Origin of the sequence: Paenibacillus sp. 203 (assembly GCF_037027525.1) — a bacterium.
Classification (GTDB): Bacteria; Bacillota; Bacilli; order Paenibacillales; family Paenibacillaceae; genus Paenibacillus; species Paenibacillus polymyxa_B.
Map to the genome: position 1 here is coordinate 108,422 of NZ_JAXCHD010000005.1, position 23,432 is coordinate 131,853.

Consider the following 23,432-nt stretch of genomic DNA (forward strand, 5'->3'; position numbering starts at 1 on the left):
GTTTTGATTTGGGAGGAACGCAGGTGAACGCCTTGTTGGAAATGCTGATGCAGCTATTTGAGCGCGCAGCGTTGTTACTGATTTGTTTATTTTTTATTACACGTATCCCACGCTTTAAGGAAACCTTGCAAAAGAACAGTCATTCCCCGGCAGAGCTAACCTTACTAACGTTGATTTTTTGCATGTTTGCACTGTTCGGTACGTACACCGGGATTGAAGTCGAAGGTTCGCTGGTTAACGTTCGAATCATTGCAATTATGGCGGGCGGTATTTTGTTTGGACCCTGGGTTGGGATCGTTACAGGTATTGTATCAGGGATCCATCGTTATCTAATTGATATCGGGGGAGTGACCTCGATTCCGTGTCTGATTACGAGTATTTTGGCAGGTGTGGTGTCAGGATATATCGGCCGCAGGGTTAACCGTTCCAAGAGATGGCTGGTCGGTATCGCCGCAGGTATGGTCTGCGAAGCATTGACGATGCTGCTCATTCTGGTGATGGCACAACCCCATGGCCTTGGTGCGGACATCGTTTCCAAAATTGGTCTACCGATGATTATCGGAGAAGTCAGTATCGGTTTAATCGTTCTATTAATCCAGAGTGTGGAAGGGGAAAAGGAGAATATCGCGGCCAGACAGGCCAAGCTGGCATTGGATATTGCCAACAAAACGTTGCCTTATTTTCGCTCCATTAATGCGGAATCTTTGCATACCATTTGTTCGATCATAAAAGAAGATATCAAGGCAGACGCGGTAGCGATTACCGATACCAGAGATGTGCTGGCCTATGTCGGTTTTGGCGAAGAGCGTTATCACATCGGAGATGAGATTATTAGCGATGTGACTAAATCGACAATCCGCAGCGGTAAAATCACGATCCGCAACCACATTGCAGACGATAAAACACCGCAAATCCAGTCTCTGCTCATTATCCCGTTAGAGGAGCGGGGAGAGGTAACTGGCACCTTGAAGATTTACTATCGCAAAGCTTATAAAATCACGTATCCGTTGCAAACGATGGCGATTGGCTTGTCTCAAATCATTTCCACGTTAATGGAAGTGTCGCGTGTGGAGCAAATTAAGGAAGCGGCGAATAAAGCCGAGCTAAAGGCGCTCCAAACGAAAATTAATCCCCATTTTCTGTTTAACGCGCTGAACGCCATTGCCTCTACGACACGCACCAAGCCGGATAAGGCACGAGAGCTGATCATTAATTTATCGGGCTATCTGCGCTATAATTTGGAACTGAATGATGATTTGATCGAAATTCATAAAGAGCTTCAGCAGGTGTCTGATTATGTGGAAATTGAGAAAGCACGCTTCGGCAACCGGCTTCAGGTAGAATATGTAATGGATGAGGTGTCTGTGCGTATTCCAAGTCTTATTATCCAGCCCCTGGTTGAGAATGCGATTAATCACGGGATCCTCAAGAAAAAGGGGTCAGGTACAGTAACTATTTCTGTAAAGGATCGTGGAGAAAAGGTACGTATTTCTGTGGCGGATACCGGGGTAGGTATACGGGATGATGTTGTGGATAACCTCTATCATGATCGGGTTCCGGCTAAACAGATCGGCTTGTACAATGTGCACAGACGGCTCAAGCTTATGTACGGCGAGGGAGTTATTATTCTAAAGCATGAGCCGGGCACCGAAGTTTATTTTGACATACCAAAGGAGAAGTCATGAAGGCCATAATTGTAGAAGACGAGCTTCCGGCACGTGAAGAGCTGGAGTATCTTATTCAGACTCATAGCAACATTGAGGTGACTGATAGTTTCGAGGATGGGCTAGATGTGTTTCGGTTTCTGCAAGATCAGGAGACGGACGCGATCTTTCTGGACATTAACATTCCTTCATTGGACGGGATGCTACTGGCACAGAACATTAGCAAATTTGCCAAAAAGCCCTACATTATTTTTACGACCGCCTATAAAGAACATGCGGCGCAGGCTTTTGAACTGGAGGCGTTCGACTACATCCTCAAACCATATGATGAAAAAAGGATCGCATCTATGCTGCGTAAGCTGGAAAATGCTTATGAGCAGCAGAACGTTCCAATACAGGAGCCTGTCCAGACGGCGCAACCCCGAGCTGCCGAAGCCAGCACCATTGCTGCGCCAGGTCGTATTAATCTGCTGAAAAATGACAAAATCATCGTAACGGATGCAAACGATATTTACTATGCGTGTGCGCAGGAAAAGGTGACCCGTGTCTTTACAAGGCACGAAGAATATACGATGCCGATGAGCATTTCGGAATTTCATGCCCGGCTGCCGCAGCAGGACTTTTTCCGCTGTCACCGATCTTACACGGTTAATCTGTCGCAGATCCGTGAAATTGTACCTTGGTTCAATCATACGTATCTCCTACGTTTGCGTGGACTAGAAGCAGAAATTCCGGTGAGCCGCAGCAAGGCCAAGGAATTTCGGCAAATTATGCGGCTTTAAAGGCACTTCATTCCGCTATATGTGCATTTCATTCCTCAAATGATTTCTGGCTGACATGCAGCGTTATAATAACCCATGTAGAGAGAATCCTTACCGACTTGCTCCTCCACAGGCGCAAAGCGTACTGGATTCCCGGTTATCATGATAACAAATTGACGCTGTAGAGCCGGAATGAAAAGAGGAGATTGAAATGAAAACAAACAGCGGAAACCGTTGGCTGGTTGTACTTGGAACGATTATTGTCCAGATGGGATTAGGAACCATTTACACATGGAGTTTATTTAATCAACCGTTGGTGGACCGCTTTGGCTGGAACCTCAGTTCGGTCGCCATTACATTTTCAATTACCAGTTTTGCACTGGCGTTTGCTACGTTATTCGCAGGCAAGCTACAGGATAAATGGGGACTACGTCGTCTGATTTTGTGTTCAGGTGTCGTGTTAGGAGCCGGTCTCATGCTCAGTTCGCAGGTAACATCGCTGTCCCTGCTATATATTTTGGCGGGTATTGTCGTAGGTTTTGCGGATGGAACGGCATATATTACATCACTGTCGAATCTGATTAAATGGTTTCCTGAGAAAAAAGGACTTATTTCCGGTATTTCGGTTGGGGCATATGGAACAGGCAGTCTTATATTCAAGTATATTAATGGTTCGTTGATTCAGTCCGTTGGCGTATCACAAGCGTTTTTATATTGGGGAATGATCGTGCTGATTATGATTGTGGGTGGTTCCTTCCTGGTAAGAGAAGCTGTAGTCGTGAACAAGCCTTCGGTACAAAATGGGGTTGTGCAGAGGGACTACACCGTCAAAGAAATGCTGCGCACCAAGCAGGCATACCTGCTGTTCGTAATGTTCTTTACCGCTTGTATGAGTGGTCTCTACCTGATTGGAGTCGTCAAAGATATCGGCGTACGGATGGCCGGCCTAGATGTAGCAACAGCTGCTAATGCGGTCGCTATGGTCGCAATTTTCAACACGGCGGGCCGGATCATACTGGGTGCGCTATCGGATAAAGTAGGTCGTCTGAAAGTAGTAGCGGGTGCGTTGCTGACAACGGCGGTCGCAGTTACAGTGCTGAGTTTGGTACCGCTGAATTTTGGTTTGTTTTTTGCCTGTGTAGCAGGAATTGCTTTTTGCTTCGGCGGCAACATTACAGTCTTTCCTGCCATTGTAGCTGATTTCTTCGGTCTGAAAAATCAAAGCAAAAACTATGGTATTGTGTATCAAGGCTTTGGCCTCGGTGCGCTGGCGGGGTCATTTATCGCAGCGTTACTGGGTGGATTCATCCCGACCTTTACCACGATTGCTGTGCTGTGTGTCGTATCATTCCTAATTGCCCTCACCATTCGCACTCCAGAACAAGGGAAAGGCAAACTGCGCAGTGAACGGAAGAAAAATACCAACAGTGTGCGCAGCATGAATCCCGGAACGAAACTAGGTTAAACGATTTGAGAAAAAAGAACCAGATGAATGCCAAAAGACCTGTCATCATTTCTCTAAGGGAGATTATGGCAGGTTATTTGTTTTTCCAATAATCTATTTTACGGTATAATAAAAAGATGTGTAATAAGCCGATATATACAAAAAACATAAGCTAAGAACCTGACAGGAGGACGAGTCATGATCGTGGATACAAGCGGGAATCTGCTTGCCCGCAATACGAAGCTGCGAAATACATATCAAATTCGAAGCGCCTTGTCCCGCAGTGAGCTGGCCATCGTGTATACGGCAAGGCTGTTGGATAACCGAGAAAAGGTCATTGTGAAGGAATTTTTTCCGAATGCCCTGGCTTTGCGAGGGATGGATCGAAAAACGGTCACTTGCGGTGCTTCTATGCAATCCAAATACGTGGAGTTTATGCATTATTTTTTGCGTGAAGGGCAAATGTTGAAGGAGTTAAGTCATCCGGGAATTGTCGGTTATATAGATCACTTTGAGGAAAATGGAACTGCCTATCTGGTCATGGAATACTGTGCAGGCAAGACATTGGATCGAATGATGAAAGAAGAAGCTGTGCCAACATCTGATCCCACTTTTTTGTACCACACGGTGCTACCTTTAATTGATGCCATGGAGTACATCCACGACAAAGGAATTATTCACCGGGATATTAAGCCGGGCAACATTATGATTGGGGAAAATGGCAACATCAAGCTGATTGATTTTGGTTCGGCTGTGCATTTTGAAGGCAAAGAGCATCCGATCTTCACCACGGCGGGCTATTCTCCGCTGGAATTTTACTCTAATCGTTCGCAGCAGGGGCCTGTGTCGGATATCTATAGTTTGGCCGCCACGCTGTATTATTGCCGAAAAGGAACACCTCCGCCAGATGTGCCGGGCCGATTGTTTGCAGATCATTCCGAGCGGATTCAGATTGAAAATACGGGACTTTCTCTGCTGCCGTATGTCATTCGGCGAGGTCTGGAGGTACAGGCTAACAAGCGTTGCCGCTCACTTCGATGGTTTAAAGCCGCACTACGTGCGGAATATTGGATAAAAAAAGGGAAGCGCCCTACTCTTACGGTTCATTAATCGTAAGAGACGACGCTTCTCTTTTTTTACGTTGTGACGGACATTATCCTGTCGGAGCTTGGATATGGTCGGTGTACACTGAAGTATTCGGTTTAATCGCTTTGTATCGCAGCTCGATTTCAGTGACACCATCCTCGAATGTAATGTACAGCTTGTCGCTGTACTCCATGACCGCTTTTTTGTTACGGGCTAATCTGATCTTTCCATGCTGTAAGGCGCAGCGTGTATCATGTTTTACGATTAGGCTCCCTTTTTTACCTGCGGAAAATACGATCCGTTCCGCTTCTGGCAACGGTTCGTGAACGTCAAGCGTACGGAACAATTCCTGCAAGCTGACCTTACGACCCGGAAAGGAGGTGAGCGGCCAAGATTTTACCGGAATCTCCTGTCCACTTGCTGTAGCGAGAAAATATCCTTCGATTCTTCCGGCAAACTGCGGCTTCGGCCGCAAGAACCAATATAGAAGAGCGGCTACTACGACACTGATGGCTACCGTCCATTTAATGGCTGTATACCGGGATTGTACAGAAACGGTTAGCGTAGCGCTGCTGGATGTGCCTTCCGGATCGGTAGCGGTAATCTTCAGCTGTGAGTCACCTGTGTGGAGCTCGGATAGCAGCAGATCATTACCGTTAATCTCAGCATGGACCGTATCCCCAGCGACTTCTGCATCCAGCTTATAGTTCAGCTTGTCATGATTGGGGTCAACAATAAAATCTGATAAACTTCGACGGGAATCGCCGTCTTCTTTTACCAGGTGAATCGTCAGGTCTTTTAAGACCTGTGGTGCTGCATTGGCCGCGTGAACCTTATGTACAATTCCCTTACGGTACCATTGCGGACTATCCAGAGATAGCTGCCATGTATAATCCCCGGTTTGAGGGAACGCATATTCGGTATGAAAGGCTCCTGACTTATAGGTCATAGGCACCTTTTTGGCTGTGCCCCCCTTGGGAGTAACTACAATATGGGCTTGGAGAGACGTATATACGGCTTCATCTGTAAGCTTTTGATTGTCCGGCAACAGAAGCTGAGCTTGAAACGGTGTCGCTTGACCTTTCAGCAACTGCACAGGCTTGTCACCATGAGTTGCCGTTGCTTGCTTTGCTCCCATGGTAGCTTCGGCTTCCAGTCGATAGCTGCCAAGTAAATTGATTTTCACCAAATCCCCGCGTATGCCCCGTAGCTTCAACTTCACTTTACCTGCCTGTGGATGCTCGATTTTTAAAATCGCATAGCGGCTCGACTTGTACCTGCGGACATTTTCTGAATTGGAATATAGCTGTGTTTCCAGAAGGGGATGCTCCGACAAAAGCACCAAATTGGCTTCCTCCATACTAGAATCAGGTAGAGTTACAGTTAAGTCTTGCATCTCGCCAGTAGTCGTAATTGCAGCAATTGGGACGAGCTTGGAACGAATTTGACTGGCGAATATACGGTTCAGAATTTCCGGCAGATCCTCGGCACTACTCGTAATAAAAGAAGCTCCACCCGTTTGAGAAGCGATCCGTTCGAGTTCTTGTCGATTCACTGTGCCATCATGATTCAGACCAATCGTATACACCGGATATCCCTTGGTCTGTGCAGATTTGATGACAGAGGACACATCGTTATTGGAGTCACCCTTGGATCGTGAACCAGAGGAGGCACCAAAATCAGTCTCTCCATCAGACAACAGAATCATAAAAGGCTGACGCCCTTGGGATGCTCCTGCCGCTAGCAGCTCCGAGCCTTTACGCAACCCAAGTCCCAAATCCGTATAACCGGAACGGTTTAGCGTTCTGATTTCCTGCTGGATCTGGGATTTTTGCGCTGCCACGGCAATCGAAGTTAGTGGTTTCGAGGCGACCACGTGGTGATTGTAGGCAACGAATCCGACGCGCGTACGGTCTGCATCACTCAAATCCATAAACATATTGATGACTTCGGCCGCAATGCCTTCAGGATCGGTATCCCTCATGGAATAACTGGTATCCAGTACAAAAACGGCATCATAACCCTCGATCGGGACAGCACCCAAAGATGCTGCATTAGCCTGATTTACTGTGCAAATGACCCCATTTAGGCTCATTTGTAAAAATAGTACAAAAGTCACGAAAACGATAATCCCTAGTTTCCTTATTCTGAACATAAGCTCCTCCATCGCCGAGGCCAACGTGGGGGGATCAGCTCTCCTAATCCTTGGGATATAAGGGATAAAGGATCAAAATAGCTGATAACCCTCACATTAGCCATGAATTTGATTCTTTTACGCTTATCAGAAATATCCAATGAACTTCTATCGGTAATTGAGTTCCATTTGTGAATATTTCCCTGAAGAAACAGGTCTAACATATCATAAAAATTACGTATTCACGCATAAAATGAGTCAAAATGCCCTGTTTCAATCTGAGACTACAGAAATTGACAAAACTGAAGGGTGCTTTGTATGATAGCTCTCGTATCAACGGCAAAAATTGGGATTGAAGTTAGGAATACGAAATCATAAATTTAAAATTTCTGTGTTATCTGACTTTTATTTTGGAAATACATCTCACTTGCATGCTTTGCCGTTAAAAGCCGAATAACGCTTCGGACCGATTTTCGAGGTTACATGCCTGTACCTTAAATGTGGTATAAGCTCAATCCTTTGACGAATTTAAATGTTAAGTAGGGGGGAGGAGGCAAAAGAACTAAAAATGAGTTTCGTCCGTTTCAAATTGGACATCCCATGTCCGTATATGGAGCAATGGACCTATAACTCATACTTTGTTCATTTGCCGACAGCGATGGAAATCATTTATCAAACCAACCGGACAATGCTTTTTGAAGAGATTAACCCGGAAAAGCTGGACCTGATCACCATTGTAGGTGATGTGAAGGGTATTGACAGCTTGAGCGATGAGAAGATCAAGGAAATTAATCAGCACCTTCTGGTGCGCAGCTTTGACGAATTTTTGGATAAGTTTTCACCGACCGTGTATTCGTTTTTTAACGCGGCCAATCAAAAAGTCGTCTACACCCTTAAAAAGCCAGAGGGAATTGATGAGGATAGCATTTCTGAAATTCGTGTAAATCAAAGTAATGATTTTCTGAAAATGTTGTTTACGCTCATTGATACCAAGCGCAGTCAAGGAATCACCAATGTAGATTTCAAATTTGAAAATCTGCTGGATATGATTTCACCGAAAAAGGTTATGGATGATATTCGTCAAGTCCGCAAAGAGATTCACTATATGTACGGTGAATACGACAAGCTGGATGATGGCGATCCGAAGAAACTCGACATGGGTGACAAGCTGAATGGAATGTTCGAGGAAGCGAGTCAGAACTATAACAACGTTATGGCTATGCTCCCACTGGCAATTGAGGACATCAAAACCCGCCTTCTGCTCGGTGGCGCCCAAGAGGAAAACTCCGGTGAGCTGATCCAGGTGGGTATGCTCTCCATTGGGGAAAGCGGCGAACTGAAAATTATTGAAGCGCCGAAGAGCGACAGCACTGAGCTGATGCTGTTGGATGAAAACAGCACTGGCGATCTCTCCCAAGTATTCGAAGAAGATTATAACTCCATCACAGATACGCCTTCTGACTATGTGAAGGATTTGGTGGTTCGCACATTTGTGCCACTGCCAGCTGTTCAGACGAAGGTGGATACAGCGGTTGAAGTTCAAAACTACAACACGTATCTGGAGTTCTATAAAAATGCCAAGGACGATTTCGTAAAGGCGGTTAAGCCGCTTGTAGAGAAAATCCTCGGTGTCAAAATGTTCTTCGATCAATATGCAACGAAGAGCAAAGGCATGCTGCCGACAATGCTGGTGGCGAACAACAAGTTGGACATGCTGGTGAAAAGCAGCAATATCCCGCGCCTGGAAACGTACCTGAACACTGTGAATGCTAAGAATGAATTCAGCGACACGATCTGGTTCGGTATCGTTCCATCTGTCGAGCTGGAGGCAGCCGGTAAGGTAAAGGTTTCACGTGAACGCTTCAAGGGTAACGAGAAGGTCGTTAAGCAGGGCGGAAATTCTATGGAATCGCTCTCGATGCTGCTGCAAGTCGTGAAGGATTACAAAATTCAAATGTTCTTTAACTTTGAATCCGGTGAAGAAACGACTTTCAACAGTATGGCGACAGCGGGCATCGACAAATATGTCGATAAATGCGCCAGTCTCGTTCGCAGAGAATATAGCGAATTTGCCATTCCTTGTGTACCGAACTTTACGATTATTCCGAAGGACAAATCGGGTGTCATTATCGACAGCAAAATGCTACAGACCGAAGACGGTGTACAGCTCTCTAAGGAGAAAGAGGATATTCTCAAGCTGTGGATCGAGGGCGTTTATGTGGGTGCAGCCTACGTTGCTGCTGGCTTGGTCGCTTCCTATCAGTGTCCTGAATACCTGCGTGAGACGTTTAAAACCGTCAATAAGAACTTCCCTGGCGTACGCTTCGACATCGAAGCAGGAGACAACAGCCTGCGCACGGTAACGACGATGGCCAAGGAAATCACCGGATTCACCAACACGATCAAGGATGCCATCAACCGTAAAAACTTCGGCTTTGTATTCTCGTCGGAGAATGCTCAGATCCAGGATAAGGATATCCGCCGGATTACCGTCTACAAGGCGAGAAGCATGGCGATGTCCGAGGACGGTTTTGACTCCATCTACAAGACGCTGGTCAGCACGTACATTGAACGTATTTTGCGCTACCAGACAGGGGACTTCAAACACGAAAATATCGTCCGCTTCTTCAGTAACAATCCGAGTAGCCAGAAGAGCAAGTGGCTGAGCAGCAGAGGATCTGTTAACTCGATCATTCAGGACGGAGACGATATGAGCTTCATTATTGATGAGAAAAGCAATATGTGCCATATCGATCTGGTCTTCAACGGTAATGTGAAGAACCTGGAAGTCATGATCACTAAGGGAACCAGCTCGGTCAAATCATGATCCGAGCACTACGAAAGATGTTAGAGGCGTTTCTATCCAGAACCGCCTTTATACATAAATCGCGGAGAAGCTTTGCATCTCCCGCCATCATATTACCTAATTTCAAGGAGGCAACACACATGGGATTCAGATTGAAAGTAGAAGGACAAGAAACAATCGAGCTGGGCTTGGATAACATCCAAACGGTTATTTATGACACCGATACACCGGACGATTCCAATGCACGCTCCACTGACGTAGGCTCCACGCTGCGCATCAGCGGTAAAATCATCACAGCAGTAGACGGTGACAGCGCGGATGACACGCTGAAACTGGCTTTGTGGTCTCTGGTTCCTGCTGAAAAAGCAGACAGCTACCGTAAAGTAACACTGGAAGTTATCGCAGCTGATCAAGTTGTGCGTAAAATCCACTTCCCGAATGCTTTCGTTGTAGACTACACCGAGCACTTCGGCGACACAGAAGGTGTAGGTGCATTTACACTCTACATCAAACAAAAGAAAGACAAAACCGAGCTGGCTACAATCGACGGCGGATATCCGGTTTAAGCTTAACGTCTTCACGTTAAGTGCAGCTTAAAAACACACTCACCCGGCACACAAGTGCAGGGTGGATAAATATTAAGAGGCCTACGGGTCTCTTAATATTTATTTTTTTCGGAGAGGGGAACATCACACAATGACCAACTACTATGAGCTGCTCGGTGTCAGCCGGGATGCTTCGGAGGCAGAGATTAAGCAGGCTTACCGTAAACTGGCCAAAAAGTATCATCCTGATACCAACCAGGGAAGCGAGGAAGCAACGCGCAAGTTCAAGCTGATTCACGAGGCTTACAATACCTTGCGTGACGAAGCATTGCGGCAGGCATACGATGCCGAGCTCATCCGAAAAACTGAGGGAGCTGGCGGGGAACAGCAAGAGAGAGGGAGAGGGTCTGCATCCTCCAGCGGTGAGCGTACGGCAGCCAAAGGATTCAATCCGGCTGATATAGGAACTGACTTTGAGCAATTTTTTGGTTTTCATCCGAAAACGAAGGAGGGCTCACCAGGGAAAAAAACGAAAAAACCCGGTGATCCGACGGATACCTCCGCGATGTTTAACCAATTTTTCGGTATTCGTAAAAAGTGATGATTTCAGGATAGAAATGGGGGAAGCAAGCAGTGAAAACGGCGCAGAACAGATGGGTTTTCATCATAGATGTTGCCATGTTCGGGCTGATGCTAGCGATCGCCTTTTATGTGTTTAATCGTACAGGCTACAGCGGTTTGAAAACCGTGGTCGCGATAGGTATTGGAATCGGCGTGCTTGTATACATATTGCGCAATCTGGTGTCCGTTGTACCCGTGGCCAAGCCAAAGGCACAGCGTCAACGGATTGCCAAGCTGGTGTTGATTGATGAAGAGGGCGAGTCCATTAAAGAATGGTATATCGAAGGCGAAACGTCGCTCTTAATTGGTAAAACAACGTCGCGTTCGGAGGCGGATATTGATTTGGTAGGTACAGACTATGCCTCCTTGGTAAGTGTGGAGCATGCGGTACTCAACCGGGTGAACAGCGACTGGTTTGTGGAGGATGTGGATTCCGGTAATGGTACAGGCTTGCGGTCTGCCAACGAAAGTGTAACCAAGAAGTTGGAAAGCGGTGAGCCATACCGGATTTACTCAGGTGATTTATTATATATTGCCAATACGAGACTGCTCGTTAAATAGATGAGGGCTACAAAATCCTCAGATAGCTAAAAAGACAATCATGACAATGGGGGAAGGAACCGACTATGAGTTTGACAAGATGCCCGAACGGACACATGTTCAGTACACGAAAGCACGGAAATACGTGTCCATATTGCAACACGGTAGTAAATATAGCTGCACCCAAGAGCGCGGAGCCAGCAGCGAAAACAAACGTCGCAGGAGATAACGACAAAACAATGCCGTATTTGGGCGAGACGGTGGGCATTCATCCGGTAACCGGATGGCTGGTATGCATCGAAGGAGCACAGGTGGGTCAGGATTATCGCATTATGGCGGAGAAAAACTTTATCGGGCGCGCAGAGGAAATGCATGTCCGCATTATCGGGGACAACACGATTTCCCGTAGAAATCATGCGGTCATTGTGTATGATCCGAAGAAACGTAACTTTTACTTGCTGCCAGGCGATTCATCAGGTTTGGCGTACCACAATAACGAGGCGGTATATTCACCAGCAGAGCTGGCTGCCTATGACGTGATTCAGCTGGGACATAGCAAATTTATCTTTATCCCGCTGTGTGGCGCCCATTTTGAGTGGGATAACGAAAACTAGGACGGAATTGGGCAATGGTGCAGGGAGGTAACGATATGCAACCTTATTTTGTTGTAAGTGGAGCTGCGGTACTATTCGCTGTTCTGCTCATGATCCGTATACGACTGACGCGAAGTTCCGGTAGCCGTATCATGAGTGGAATTGAGATCGGAAATGGTCAAACGATCGGGAGCCGGAGCGAGCAGGATGATTATTTCGCCAGTATGACGACACCTGTCGGTACGCTGGCTGTTGTCGCAGACGGTATCAGTGGGCTGGCCAATGGGCGTATGTCCAGCACCTTGGCTGTGACGACTTTTACGAAGGCGTTTGCCAAGCTGGAAGATGCAACGAATTTGAACGGATATTTTGCAGAGGCGGCAACTCAAAGTAATCGCGGCATTTTGCAAAATTTGAATGGACAGGGCGGAGGAACGACGCTGGCTGCGGTCATTGTGTGCGGCTATCAGCTGTATTACGGAGCGGTGGGCGACAGTCTGATTACGATTTACCGCAATGGTCATTTCCAGACAGTCAATTCCAAGCATACAGCAGAAACACTGCTGGAGGAACGAGTGCTTGCTGGACAAATGACTTCGGAGGAAGCCAAAACGAGTCCAGTGCGCAATCAACTGGTCAACTACTTGGGCTATGAGGGCTTTGAGAGCATGGAACTGGGTAATGCACCGATTCGTCTGTATTCAGGAGATCATGTGCTGCTGTGCAGCGATGGCATTCAGGAGGCGCTGACGGAGATTGAATTGGAAGAGATTATGCGCAAGGGTGGAACACCGCAGGAAACAGCGGATGCCATGATCGACGCCATTAATGATAAAGGCTTTAAAAGTCAGGATAATGCGACAGTACTTATTTTGGCGATAGGATGAAACAAGAAAGACGGGGGTAGCGATGCGCAAGGACAACAGCGATTTTAGTACCGCCTTTGTGTCGGAAGCGGGCTCTTACATAGACAACCGGGACTATTTTGCATTCATGGAGACGGACGACATGGCCTGTTATGTCCTCGCAGACGGTCTGGATTCGGATCAGGAGCTGCGCAGCGCAGAAATGGTTGTCAAAACGGTGCTGGAAAACTTCATGGAGAAGCCTTCCATGTCCAAACGGCGCTTGATGAGAGATCTGCGTGAAGCGCAGGAATGGCTGCAATTTGAAAGCCGTCGCGTTCGGCTCAAAGCCAGTCTGCTGATGGTAGTGACCAACTATAACAAAATGGTGTATGTTTCGTGCGGTAATGTGCGGCTATATCATTTTCGCAATGGAAGGCTTAATTTTCGCAGTAAGGATCATAGTCTGGCTCAGTCATTGGCAGATGATGGACGCATTCCAGACGAAGCGACCAGCACACATGAGGAACGAGGTAATCTGCTGGAATACTTGGGAAATCCGAATGGAGTTCATGCCCATTACGCCAAAAAGACCCAGCTTGCAGATGGAGATGTAATCCTGCTTGCCACCTCAGGGATGTGGGAGGACGTCGAGCTGGCGGAAATGCTGGGGGCGCTGGAGGAAGCGAAGGACCCGGTCATGCTGACGGACACCTTGGAAGAGGTTCTGCTAAGCAAACAGCACCGGACGGTGAATAATTACACGGCTGCGGCCATTTATGTAAATAAAGTTTTTCAGGAAAAGCCTAAAAACCGCCGCAAGTTGATCAAACGGATTTTGATTGCGTTGCTTGTCTTTATTGTTGTGGGCGGGGGAGCATGGATTACGCTGGCTCGTATGGCTGCGAATAAGGCAGCTGCACTGGAAACGATGATCGAATCAGCTCAAGCCGCAGATGATTATGCAAGGACAGGAGATTATGCGAAGGCGCTCAAGTCCTACAGCGAAGCGAAAAACGCGGCGGTTAAAATTAACGATAAGATTCATAAGCGACTGTATACAGCCGAGCAGAAACTATCTCAATTGCTGGTGGACGGAGACGGCTACGTGGAAAAGGCGGACTTTACCAAAGCTGAAGCCAGCTACGAGAAAGCACGGAAATGCGCCGGGCTATATCCACCGTTTAATGTGAAGGATATTGAGCATAAAATCGACCAATTGGACAGCTATGCCGAGACAGCGAGCTGGATGAAGGACGGAGATTTAAAATTTCAGGGCGGCGATTACACGAATGCGCTTAAGCTATACAAGAAAGCAAACAAAGCTGCGATGGAATCCGGTTATACGTCCGCGCAAAAAGAACTGGAGAAGAAAATTACCGAGGCCAACGATAAATTGACAGCTATTCAGCAGCAGCTCAAGGAGATTCAAGCTGGCAAACTTCAGGCCAAAGGGGATCGGATGATGAAGGATCTCGATTATGAAGGAGCCATTGATGCCTATAGCGGGGCACAGGAAATTTATCAGGAGATCGATAAGCTCGAAAGTGTTCTGGCATTGGAGCGGAGCATTGCCAAGGCGGAGGAAAAGCAGAGCGCGGAACAGCAGAAAAATGGTCAGCTTCCTGCTGGATTGGGATTGTCTGATGGAGCATTGAACGACACGGACGCAGGGGACACAGCGGGTGGAGCTTTATCTTCCGCTGCTGCAACCCCTGCTGCAGAATCGCAAACGAAGGCTGCGCCAACGGCTTCAGCGGGAACTACACCCGCGAAGAAGGAAGCCTCTTCGGCTGCAAAGAGCAGTGGTACAGGCGATGGAACTGCCCCTTCGGCCAAGGTGGATACCAACAAAGAGCAAGGAACTGCTGATTCCGCTTCTAAAGCAGCAGGGGCGTCTGATTCAGAGAACCAAGATCGGGCTGCTGCGAACGGAGGTTAAGTTTTTCATGTTCAATGAATGCTGGAGCCGGAAAGGAGTGAGACGTCGTGAAAGAGCTGGTACAGGACCGTTTGAGCAAGATGGACGATTTAGAGCAGAGACGTTTACTGAAAAATATGATGGCGGGGGTATTTATGAACCTCGTCGAATATCAGGAAGAAATGACCCGCCAGCTAGAACGGCGGGTATTTGAGGAAATTGAGAATACAGAAGAAAAGATTGATGTGTACGTGTCATTGACATCGCGTGAGGACTATGACCCGATTCATGAATTTTTATATCCTGTGTTACCGTCTGATACGGAGGAAAAGCAGATGGACATCAGCCGTGTGGCAGAGGTAGTACGCGAAGGCGGTGCGATGCCGTTGTTTACGCTTTTTCTTGAGATGGAGACCGAACGTATCTCAGCGCTGGTGCGCAGCAAACGAATTTTCTCAGGAATGTTGGTCACGGAAACCGGCAATTATCCGATTCGTTTTCGTCTGGAGCATAACCGTTCTTATATTTTGGAAATTGAGCAGTTATATCACACGTTTATGCAAAATGGCATGCCGTGGAAAACAATTAATCATCCGTACGCTTATAAGTTTGTGGACTGTGTATTGATTGGTGGAGACGGCGAGCCGGCCGCCCATGAAGAAATTCATGAAATTACAATTTCATTGGAGGAATTCGACGTTTTTAAGAAGGGCGACGTTTTTCCGCTTTGGAACATTGAAAGGCTATCTCTAAAGAACAGCGGTTTTCCTATACCCGCTATGGATCGTGTGAACTATGAGCATGTGCTGCCTTTGCGAAAAACAGGTCCTGAGCATGGTTATTTGATTGACGGGACTGAAGGCGATATCCGGTATATCAAGCGTACAGAAGAGGAACTGACGATTGTCACACCACGCGATAAGTCTGGCGAATGGAATGTGTTGAAGGTTACGAAGCCTGTTACAACGAGACTTAGTCGTCAGACTTATCCGTTATTGTCTAATCGGCGACAGGACAGCTTTTTGGGCCGCTATGCAGGGAAACAGGCCGTGATTGTCCGTGCCAAGGCGGAAATCATGCGCATCGTAAACTCGTTTGAAGCAGCGCAGGGGCTGGAGCTGGAACGTGTGGACATCTGGGGAGGTGCAGGGAGAAATGATGTAAGCAACCTTGTAACCAAAACCCAGACGTATCCGTTAAATCCGTTTGTCAGCGATAACGTACGGACAGAGGAAGGCAAGCAGATCATGCGTTTGGGGTTCAGACGTGGTTCTGACGATGTTTCGCCAACCGCGCCTGCTTATATTTTATCCGATTTAATGAGCTTTCTGGTATCGGAAGTGCAGATGTATTTTCCGGAGTACAAGTGTGAAGGAGAATGGGTGTGAATTACGTCTGGGATTTGCTCATGCGCGCGAGGGAACAGGGGCTGGATGTAGATAAATTCCGCTTCGTACCCGCTGTCAGCTACTCTCCGTATATGGAGCTTAGTCTGGCAGAGTTGAATACTTCCCATTTGGAGCAGGTAGTGGAAATCAATCCGTACTACCGCTTTTATTCTATTTTTCGGGATCTGTTTCCACCGGATGCTGAAGAGTATCTGGAGCTGAGAGAATCGCTATTTGATATTATGATGCATTTTCTGGCGGAAATGGACTTGTATCAAGGGATGAATCGGCGGGAGTACCATATCCGGTTTGTTCGGCGTGATATTGCAGAGGGCATTTTTGGCCTGAAGGTAAAGGAAGGCTTTGGACAATTAAACCGTGAGGATCAGGACGCGATTGCTGAAGGACTGCTGCGCCTGTATGAGACGGGAGAAGCCGTACATCTGCTAAAAGAAACGATGCGGCGCGTCTTTCATCGCTCAATCATTTACACCAATTGTGAGGAAAAAGACGAATTACTCATCTATATCGGCCAAGAGGAGACGCCATTGTCACGGATTAAAGTGGATTTGATTCTGGATTTGTTTCTTCCGGCACGTTTTACGACGGAATTGTATTGGACAAGTCATTTCGGCATTTTAGAGGAAGATCCTACGATGAAAATAGACGCTATCGCCCTCTATTAAGACTAAATGGCTAAGAAAGGACATGTGAACGATGAACGGACCTTATACATACAGGTTGCTAGACCCGCTCACCGATCGAAAAAGCATACGCTTCACGGCGAAATACACGCGGGCGGAATTGGAGCAAATGACGACCTTTCAGTTACGCGGAATATGCGATAAGGAACGACTGGTCGAGGGATTTGCCAATCGCCTGGCACGTGAAGAATTGATTCGCGTGATTTTGCGATTTCGGAGTGCGGAAGAGCATTTACTCATCACAAGGCCGAATCCTGGTGGTTTTGAACGCATGGAATCGGCACTACAGCGAAACTGGAACGACCGTCGGCAGGAGAGCAGCGGTATCCGGGTTCCCGCTAAAATCACACTGTATCAGGGTGTACGCACAGGTCGCATGGACAACTACCGGATCGAATCCGATTTGCCTTGGCTGAGCTCATCTAATGTGCTGCTGGTGAATGCGACAGGAGAACTGTGCGGTGTTTTGAATTTGGTGAAGGATGAGGGACGAACAGGCGTATATTATCTTTCTCGTCATCGCGACGCTGAACTGCGAGAGACGTCCAATCATAGTTATAGCCTGCTATTTCTGCGAAGACAGGAATCAGAATATTTTTATAACCTCTACTATGGAGATAAGCCAATGCTGCCGCTGAAGCTTCAAGGTCACCGGGTTCCGGTGGCAGAGCTGATCATTCGGGGCACGGAAACAACAGATGCGGTACTTGCGATTGATTTTGGCACCTCGAACACCACAGCAGGTGCCTATTTGGATAGTTCCTACGTTACGGCTCCTGATACAGGTATGAGCAGCACGGTAAGGCTGAACGCCATCAATTATGTGTCATTCCCCGGCCCAGAAGGGGCAGAAGGCGACTGGATTGAAGTATTGCCGACTGCTATTCGCGTCGCAGACTGCTCCAATGCAGAACATATCCTTTATGTATTTGGGGAGGATGCACTACGTGGATCTGACGTGGCAGGCAGCCGTGCGACAGTATTGCGGGGGATCAAGCGTTGGGTCAACGATTATAAGCGAATCGAGGAATTAATGGATTCCGAGGGGAATACGGCAACTGCTTCCCGCAGCGATATTTTAGCTGCTTTTATCCGTTATGTGATTGCTACAGCCGAGCAGCAATTTAAGTGTCGGTTCCGCAACCTGCACTTTTCTGCTCCGGTCAAGCTGCAGCCCCAGTTTATAGAGATGTTTAGCGATATTTTGCCGGATTACCAGATTGAAGCGGAGGATGCGTTGGACGAAGGGCTGGCTGTGCTGTACAACACGCTGGCAGACCAGATGGAACGAGGGACTTTTGCGGACGGTGAGGAGTATCAGGCACTTGTCATTGATTGTGGAGGAGGCACGACAGATTTGTCTTCCTGCCGATTCCGAATTGAGGACGGACGTATTGCTTACAAGCTGGATATTCACACAACGTATGAAAATGGGGATACCAATTTTGGTGGAAACAATCTGACGTATCGGATTATGCAGTTTATGAAAATTGTATTTGCAGGTTATTATGCTGCCGAGACTCGTTTGCCTGACACCGATATTGATGCCCTGATCGGCATTCCTTCGGGAGATTTATACCGTCATGTGGATGAGTTTGGTGTAGATGCTGTATATGCGGGACTGGAGGAACGCTACCGTGAGGCAGAGGCCATCTTGCCCACCGCGTTCAAACAGTATGAACATGCTACACGGGATGAATATCAGCGGGTACTGAGTAATTTTCATCTGTTATGGAGCGCGGCAGAAAATATGAAAAAGGAATTTTTTCTGCGTACGGGAATCTTGCGCAGCCGCTTCGAATCCGAGCAGGTATTATCTGCTGAAAGCGACCTGAACATTGCAGTGATGGACCGTTGGCTGGTATCAGTCATCGAGAACGGACGATTTCGTGATGAATATGGGTTGCCTGATGTGGTGTTTAACATTCGGGAGATACAGCAGCTTCTTAAGGCAGACATCTACAATATTGTGCGCAAGTTTCTGGATGAGTTTTATATGGAGGGGCGCTTGCAGGAATATTCGATTATCAAGCTAACCGGGCAGTCCTGCCGGATTGACGTATTTCGCGAAGCACTCAAGGAATTTGTACCGGGGCGCAGTATTGAGTTTCGTCAAAAGGCAGAGGACCTCAGCAGAGTACCTGAGTTGAAAATGGCCTGTCTGCGCGGGGCTATCCGTTACCTGAACGCTAAAAAAATGGGCACGATTGAGCCTGTCATTACCAATCATATTCCGGCTATTCCGTACACGGTCAGCGCATGGACACATACGGGTCGCGAGAAGGAGCTGATTGCGAGTTTGGAAAGCAACCGGGTACGCGGTTCTATTTCCCGGCCGTCTCATGCGGCTGAGGTAGAGTTCTTCCTAACGGCCGACGGCGGCAAGCTGCGTCAGCGTCATGTGTACCGTAGTCGGCCAGAAGCTTTTGAACCCATGCCGTATGAGGAAATTGCCGTGCTGTACGGGCGGGATATCCCGCAGGATGATACGGACTCCATCCGTAATGGGGAAACGAAATATTTTGTTTTTGTCGGAGATAGCCGCTGGGGCTTTTATGTAGTCCCGATTACCCGCCGAGATGAATTGCTGCATCTGGGACCCAAACGCTTTTTTGCTTTCGAAAATGATCTCTCCGAGCTGGATTTCTTTGACGGTACGAAATAGTAAATTAAGGATTTCACAAAATGCTGAAATCAGAAAAGTACACAACACTTGGAGGGGATAACGTGCTGTATGCAGGTTTTTGGAAACGAACTTTGGCTTATATCATCGATAGCCTTATTCTATGGTTTGTATTTATGATAATTGGATTGATCTGGCTTGTGATTCGGACCTTAGGGGATTGGGTACCGTCTCCGGCAGAAAGCTCTTTGCTCTCAGATGGATCGACTTATATTTTTACAATGAAAACAATAGGACAGACCTTGCTGAATTGGGGAGCTATATGGCTATATTATGCGCTTATGGAATCGTCCAAATGCAAAGCAACGGTGGGCAAGCTGGCTCTCGGCATCGTTGTGGTAGATGAGTTTAACCATAAGCTCAGCTTTGGACGTGCAAGTGCACGCTACTGGAGTAAGCTTCTATCAGTCATCATTTTGTTCGTCGGTTTTATTATGGCAGCCTTTACGGCGAGAAAACAGGCCCTCCACGATCTGATTGCCCGTACCTATGTTGTGGACAAACGCGAGTTGAAGTATATCCTTCGCGAGCAGGCTGGGCGCGGAGTTGGGATGTAAAGGTAGATAAATAGATTCTAAGATCATAATGAACCGTAGTCTTCAAACAGGGGGAGCAAGATGAATATACGCAGATTTTTAGAAAAGAATATTCGCCTATTTACTGGACTACTTGGAGTAAGCAAAGCTCAACCCATCGATGATGCAGTTCCTGTTCCACCTCCTGCGCCCGGTGTGAATCGGCTATCTGTTCCCCTAAATAAAGAAGAATAGAGAAAGGAGGGGAGCACCATGTTAACACATATCGTTCCGAAGTTTGAGAAGGGCCGTATTCTAAAAACCGAGATGCTGGAGAACCTGCGAGACTACCCACGCAGTTTTCTGGATATCCGGTATCAGGATTTTTCGGATGGTATTATCACCGGAATGAACGTAACTGTCGGGGAGAACACGCTGACCATTGGTAGAGGCATCGTGAAGCACAAGGATAGACTATACCTGCTGGAGCAGGAGCAGGAAGTGCCGTATGCGGCCACGGGGCGGCTATCGGTGTTGAAAATCAAATTTCAAGAAGAGCAATCCACTGCCGATTTTCAGCGTTATTTGGGTGAAATTGCTCTCGAAGAGGAACAAGTTAATCAGCGTGAGCTGGAATTAGGCAGATTTAAGCTCAAAACAGGCGCTCTATTACGATCTGATTATGTGGATTTTGCCGATTTGGCAACAGAGTTCAACACATTTAACCTTATTCAAGTACAACAGGCAGGTACAACTTTGCCGACGCTACCTTCCTGTATTTTCAAAATGTTCGCACGTGAGCTTATCAGTCGTGGAACGTCAGATCCACTTGATCTGTCCTTTGCGATGCTGTGTCTAAATCAAGGCTTTATTGAACGTGAAGCCGTTCTTCATTATTTGTCATCCCGATCAGGGACAGCTTACCGAGACTACGATTCCAGTAAGTTACATCAGGTCATGTCTCGTGTATTGGAGGAAAAAGGGGGACGCCGTATGAACATGGGTGTCGCTCGCTCAGGTGGTCAACGGATGCTGGTAGATTAGCAGTTTAGAGTCATAGTAGCTATTGAGTAAGAGAATCAATTTGGAAAACGGTCATATTATCGATGGGTTGATAATGAGGCCAAGGAGCTGATGATATGGAGTATATGGACGAGCAAATCTTAGCATTAATGAACTCATTAAAGCAAGAGAAGTTATCTGTATCTGTAAAAGACTGGTCAACGATTTCACTGCAGACGTTAATACATTTAAACGGTGAGACTGTTTCTTTAACTGAACGCATTTTGCTGAATGAGCGTATATCCATGACCATGCCGAAAACGTTTAAGAAAATGGAGGAAGAAGATGCTTTGTTAAAGTATCCATCTTGCCATCGACCGGGACTTATTTTTACGAATAATACGGGTACAACAAATCTTACATTTAACCATACATCAAGTGAGCTTTCGGAGTCCGAGATGGAGCCATTTAAAAATGAAATGGTCAATATTCTTAAAAATACAGAAAAGCTTATGGAATGGTACGGAGACGGCATTATCAATATTAAAAATCAGTTGGCTGGATATTGTGAATTTATAACGCCCACTTTGAGTACACCGCTCTACAATCTGGCTTGTTTTGTCACATTAGAGGAGCGTGCTCTTATCATTACTTTTAGCTGTATGGAAGAAGAGGTTAAACTGTGGCGGCCGATAGCAAAAGGTATGATGGGGTCTTTAGAAATTCAGGCCAACAGGGAAGGTGAACTAATATGAAGGTTTTAAGTACAACATACAGCAATGTGCAAATTACACCCTATCAATTAGTTAATCTACAGGAGTTGACAATTGAGAAGCAATTGAACCATCACACACGTTTAAAATTTACTGCTGTTGTACCCGAAGAACTGAAGGACACCTACGTAGAAATGACTGAGGCAGATTCTTTAATCGAGGTATCCCAGATTACAGAGGAAGGCGAGTATTTATTGATATTTAGTGGTACAGTGTTGGAGATTGAAGTGAAATTCGTACGAGGGGTATACTATCTTGAAGTTGAGGCTATATCTCATACCTACAAGCTTGACATATGTAAGAAGAGTCGTTCATTTCAAGATAAACATATGAAAATGGCTGGATTATTGAAGGTTATTGCTAACGATTATCCTGGAATTGATATTATTGACTCAGCAACCGCAGGAGCATCATTAAATCAACTAACAATACAGTACCGCGAAACAGATTGGGAATTTCTTAAACGGATCGCTTCACGTTATCATACATCTCTCATGCCAGCTTCTACGTTTAGCACCCCTAAATTCTATTTTGGTGTGGAAGAAGTTAATGCCCCAGTGAACTTGGAAAATTATCATTATACCATTAGTAAACGTATGTCTTCCTTCCGCTATTTTTCTGAAAATGGTACAGCTACTATCCAAGAAAACCATTTTATAGACTATATTGTAGAGACTAATCATGTCCTTGAACTAGGGAATCAGGTTACTTTTCATGGGAAAACCTTGTTTATATATAAAGCACTAACTGAAATGAGTAAAGGAATATTGAAGTGTATTTATACATTGACCTCACATGAAGGTCTTCGCCATAGGGAAATTTTTAATGAACAAATGATCGGTTTATCGTTGCAGGGTAAGGTTATAGCGCTTCAGAGAGACAGAGTTAAGGTGCATCTTGAAATAGATGTAGTTCAAGCTAAAGATAAAGCGCATTGGTTCCCTTATGCAACAGGTTATACAGCTGAAGGACATAGTGGATGGTACGTTATGCCTGAAATAGGTGATACTGTAAGAGTGTATTTTCCAGCACATCAGGAGCAAGAGGGTTTTGCTAGTAGTTCGGCCCGTCAAGATCGCACTAAAGATGGATACAACAAGATTGACAGTCCTGATACCAAGATTTTTCGTACACCGCATGGCAAGGAAATTCGAATGACACCTGATGAAATCGTAATTACAGGTAAAGATGGGGCCATTTTTATCCAGTTGAATCAAGGAAGTGGAATTCAGATTGTAAGTGACAAGGCTATCAGTTTTTCTGCTGGAGGAAATATTCATATGAGTGCCGGTAAAAAAATAAAAATTTCTGCTGGAGAGGAAGTTGCCCTATCTAGCCAGAGCAGCAACATCGTGCTCGGTGGTGATACTAGTGTAATCGGTAGTGAAGTGAAAACAAACTGATTGC

20 protein-coding genes are annotated in these 23,432 nt (G+C 46.5%); 19 read left to right on the forward strand and 1 reads right to left on the reverse strand.

Annotated features, from left to right (window positions below):
- The first annotated feature begins 23 nt into the window (after window positions 1-23).
- The 4 genes from WA407_RS12900 (at window position 24) to WA407_RS12915 (ending at window position 4,979) form a co-directional block, all read left to right on the forward strand.
- A complete protein-coding gene (locus tag WA407_RS12900) occupies window positions 24-1,685 on the forward strand; it encodes a LytS/YhcK type 5TM receptor domain-containing protein (protein ID WP_235308884.1) in 1,662 nt (553 codons plus the stop codon).
- Window positions 1,682-2,446 carry a LytR/AlgR family response regulator transcription factor gene (locus WA407_RS12905; protein WP_235308886.1) on the forward strand — a complete coding sequence of 255 codons (765 nt, stop codon included), beginning with the start codon at window positions 1,682-1,684 and terminating at the stop codon, window positions 2,444-2,446. The genes WA407_RS12900 and WA407_RS12905 overlap by 4 nt, the downstream gene beginning before the upstream one ends.
- Window positions 2,447-2,636: 190 nt before the next feature.
- Window positions 2,637-3,890: an L-lactate MFS transporter gene (locus WA407_RS12910; RefSeq protein ID WP_336077495.1), complete on the forward strand. Its 1,254-nt coding sequence runs from the start codon at window positions 2,637-2,639 to the stop codon at window positions 3,888-3,890.
- 177 nt (window positions 3,891-4,067) lie between these two features.
- Window positions 4,068-4,979, forward strand: coding sequence for a serine/threonine protein kinase (locus WA407_RS12915; protein WP_336077496.1), 912 nt, complete (start codon window positions 4,068-4,070; stop codon window positions 4,977-4,979).
- A gap of 43 nt (window positions 4,980-5,022) precedes the next feature.
- Here WA407_RS12915 and WA407_RS12920 read toward each other — a convergent pair whose 3' ends face one another.
- Complete coding sequence (locus WA407_RS12920; protein ID WP_254328714.1) at window positions 5,023-7,110, reverse strand: vWA domain-containing protein; 2,088 nt, start codon at window positions 7,108-7,110, stop codon at window positions 5,023-5,025.
- Window positions 7,111-7,747: 637 nt separating this feature from the next.
- Between WA407_RS12920 and WA407_RS12925 the strand changes: the two genes are divergently transcribed.
- The 15 genes from WA407_RS12925 to WA407_RS12995 all read left to right on the forward strand — a co-directional run bounded on the left by WA407_RS12925 (window position 7,748) and on the right by WA407_RS12995 (window position 23,428).
- The gene (locus WA407_RS12925) at window positions 7,748-9,916 is read left to right on the forward strand and encodes a hypothetical protein (RefSeq protein ID WP_023989860.1); all 2,169 of its coding nucleotides are present in this window, start codon (window positions 7,748-7,750) and stop codon (window positions 9,914-9,916) included.
- 119 nt (window positions 9,917-10,035) lie between these two features.
- A complete protein-coding gene (locus WA407_RS12930; protein WP_025685506.1) occupies window positions 10,036-10,461 on the forward strand; it encodes a hypothetical protein in 426 nt (141 codons plus the stop codon).
- A 130-nt stretch (window positions 10,462-10,591) separates the two neighbouring features.
- The gene (locus WA407_RS12935) at window positions 10,592-11,041 is read left to right on the forward strand and encodes a J domain-containing protein (protein ID WP_336077497.1); all 450 of its coding nucleotides are present in this window, start codon (window positions 10,592-10,594) and stop codon (window positions 11,039-11,041) included.
- 32 nt (window positions 11,042-11,073) lie between these two features.
- The gene (locus WA407_RS12940) at window positions 11,074-11,622 is read left to right on the forward strand and encodes an FHA domain-containing protein (protein ID WP_023989858.1); all 549 of its coding nucleotides are present in this window, start codon (window positions 11,074-11,076) and stop codon (window positions 11,620-11,622) included.
- A 65-nt stretch (window positions 11,623-11,687) separates the two neighbouring features.
- A complete protein-coding gene (locus tag WA407_RS12945; protein WP_028542470.1) occupies window positions 11,688-12,215 on the forward strand; it encodes an FHA domain-containing protein in 528 nt (175 codons plus the stop codon).
- Between the two features lie 35 nt (window positions 12,216-12,250).
- The gene (locus WA407_RS12950) at window positions 12,251-13,081 is read left to right on the forward strand and encodes a PP2C family protein-serine/threonine phosphatase (protein ID WP_254328715.1); all 831 of its coding nucleotides are present in this window, start codon (window positions 12,251-12,253) and stop codon (window positions 13,079-13,081) included.
- A gap of 22 nt (window positions 13,082-13,103) precedes the next feature.
- Window positions 13,104-14,981, forward strand: a complete 1,878-nt coding sequence (locus WA407_RS12955) for a serine/threonine protein phosphatase (RefSeq protein ID WP_254328716.1) — start codon at window positions 13,104-13,106, stop codon at window positions 14,979-14,981.
- Between the two features lie 47 nt (window positions 14,982-15,028).
- Window positions 15,029-16,348: a hypothetical protein gene (locus WA407_RS12960; RefSeq protein ID WP_039272928.1), complete on the forward strand. Its 1,320-nt coding sequence runs from the start codon at window positions 15,029-15,031 to the stop codon at window positions 16,346-16,348.
- Window positions 16,345-17,034 (forward strand): iron-dependent peroxidase, encoded by a 690-nt coding sequence (locus WA407_RS12965; protein WP_235308896.1) that lies wholly within the window; start codon window positions 16,345-16,347, stop codon window positions 17,032-17,034. The genes WA407_RS12960 and WA407_RS12965 overlap by 4 nt, the downstream gene beginning before the upstream one ends.
- A 31-nt stretch (window positions 17,035-17,065) precedes the next feature.
- Window positions 17,066-19,717 carry a molecular chaperone gene (locus WA407_RS12970; RefSeq protein ID WP_336077498.1) on the forward strand — a complete coding sequence of 884 codons (2,652 nt, stop codon included), beginning with the start codon at window positions 17,066-17,068 and terminating at the stop codon, window positions 19,715-19,717.
- Window positions 19,718-19,779: 62 nt separating this feature from the next.
- Entirely contained in the window at window positions 19,780-20,292 is a 513-nt protein-coding gene (locus WA407_RS12975; protein ID WP_336077660.1) for an RDD family protein, read from the forward strand.
- 60 nt (window positions 20,293-20,352) lie between these two features.
- Window positions 20,353-20,505: a hypothetical protein gene (locus WA407_RS12980; protein ID WP_235308902.1), complete on the forward strand. Its 153-nt coding sequence runs from the start codon at window positions 20,353-20,355 to the stop codon at window positions 20,503-20,505.
- Between the two features lie 18 nt (window positions 20,506-20,523).
- Complete coding sequence (locus tag WA407_RS12985; protein WP_235308905.1) at window positions 20,524-21,294, forward strand: DNA and RNA helicase; 771 nt, start codon at window positions 20,524-20,526, stop codon at window positions 21,292-21,294.
- Between the two features lie 95 nt (window positions 21,295-21,389).
- Complete coding sequence (locus WA407_RS12990) at window positions 21,390-22,007, forward strand: hypothetical protein (RefSeq protein WP_250260704.1); 618 nt, start codon at window positions 21,390-21,392, stop codon at window positions 22,005-22,007.
- Entirely contained in the window at window positions 22,004-23,428 is a 1,425-nt protein-coding gene (locus tag WA407_RS12995; protein ID WP_235308909.1) for a phage baseplate assembly protein V, read from the forward strand. The genes WA407_RS12990 and WA407_RS12995 overlap by 4 nt, the downstream gene beginning before the upstream one ends.
- Window positions 23,429-23,432: the final 4 nt, after the last annotated feature.

Coding starts and splice junctions, on each gene's coding strand:
- WA407_RS12970 (WP_336077498.1), top strand. CDS start 17,066: ATGAACGGACCTTATACATACAGGTTGCTAGACCCGCTCACCGATCGA.
- WA407_RS12995 (WP_235308909.1), top strand. CDS start 22,004: ATGAAGGTTTTAAGTACAACATACAGCAATGTGCAAATTACACCCTAT.
- WA407_RS12930 (WP_025685506.1), top strand. CDS start 10,036: ATGGGATTCAGATTGAAAGTAGAAGGACAAGAAACAATCGAGCTGGGC.
- WA407_RS12955 (WP_254328716.1), top strand. CDS start 13,104: ATGCGCAAGGACAACAGCGATTTTAGTACCGCCTTTGTGTCGGAAGCG.
- WA407_RS12990 (WP_250260704.1), top strand. CDS start 21,390: ATGGAGTATATGGACGAGCAAATCTTAGCATTAATGAACTCATTAAAG.
- WA407_RS12945 (WP_028542470.1), top strand. CDS start 11,688: ATGAGTTTGACAAGATGCCCGAACGGACACATGTTCAGTACACGAAAG.
- WA407_RS12915 (WP_336077496.1), top strand. CDS start 4,068: ATGATCGTGGATACAAGCGGGAATCTGCTTGCCCGCAATACGAAGCTG.
- WA407_RS12985 (WP_235308905.1), top strand. CDS start 20,524: ATGTTAACACATATCGTTCCGAAGTTTGAGAAGGGCCGTATTCTAAAA.
- WA407_RS12980 (WP_235308902.1), top strand. CDS start 20,353: ATGAATATACGCAGATTTTTAGAAAAGAATATTCGCCTATTTACTGGA.
- WA407_RS12925 (WP_023989860.1), top strand. CDS start 7,748: ATGGAAATCATTTATCAAACCAACCGGACAATGCTTTTTGAAGAGATT.
- WA407_RS12920 (WP_254328714.1), bottom strand. CDS start 7,110: ATGTTCAGAATAAGGAAACTAGGGATTATCGTTTTCGTGACTTTTGTA.
- WA407_RS12950 (WP_254328715.1), top strand. CDS start 12,251: ATGCAACCTTATTTTGTTGTAAGTGGAGCTGCGGTACTATTCGCTGTT.
- WA407_RS12905 (WP_235308886.1), top strand. CDS start 1,682: ATGAAGGCCATAATTGTAGAAGACGAGCTTCCGGCACGTGAAGAGCTG.
- WA407_RS12910 (WP_336077495.1), top strand. CDS start 2,637: ATGAAAACAAACAGCGGAAACCGTTGGCTGGTTGTACTTGGAACGATT.
- WA407_RS12935 (WP_336077497.1), top strand. CDS start 10,592: ATGACCAACTACTATGAGCTGCTCGGTGTCAGCCGGGATGCTTCGGAG.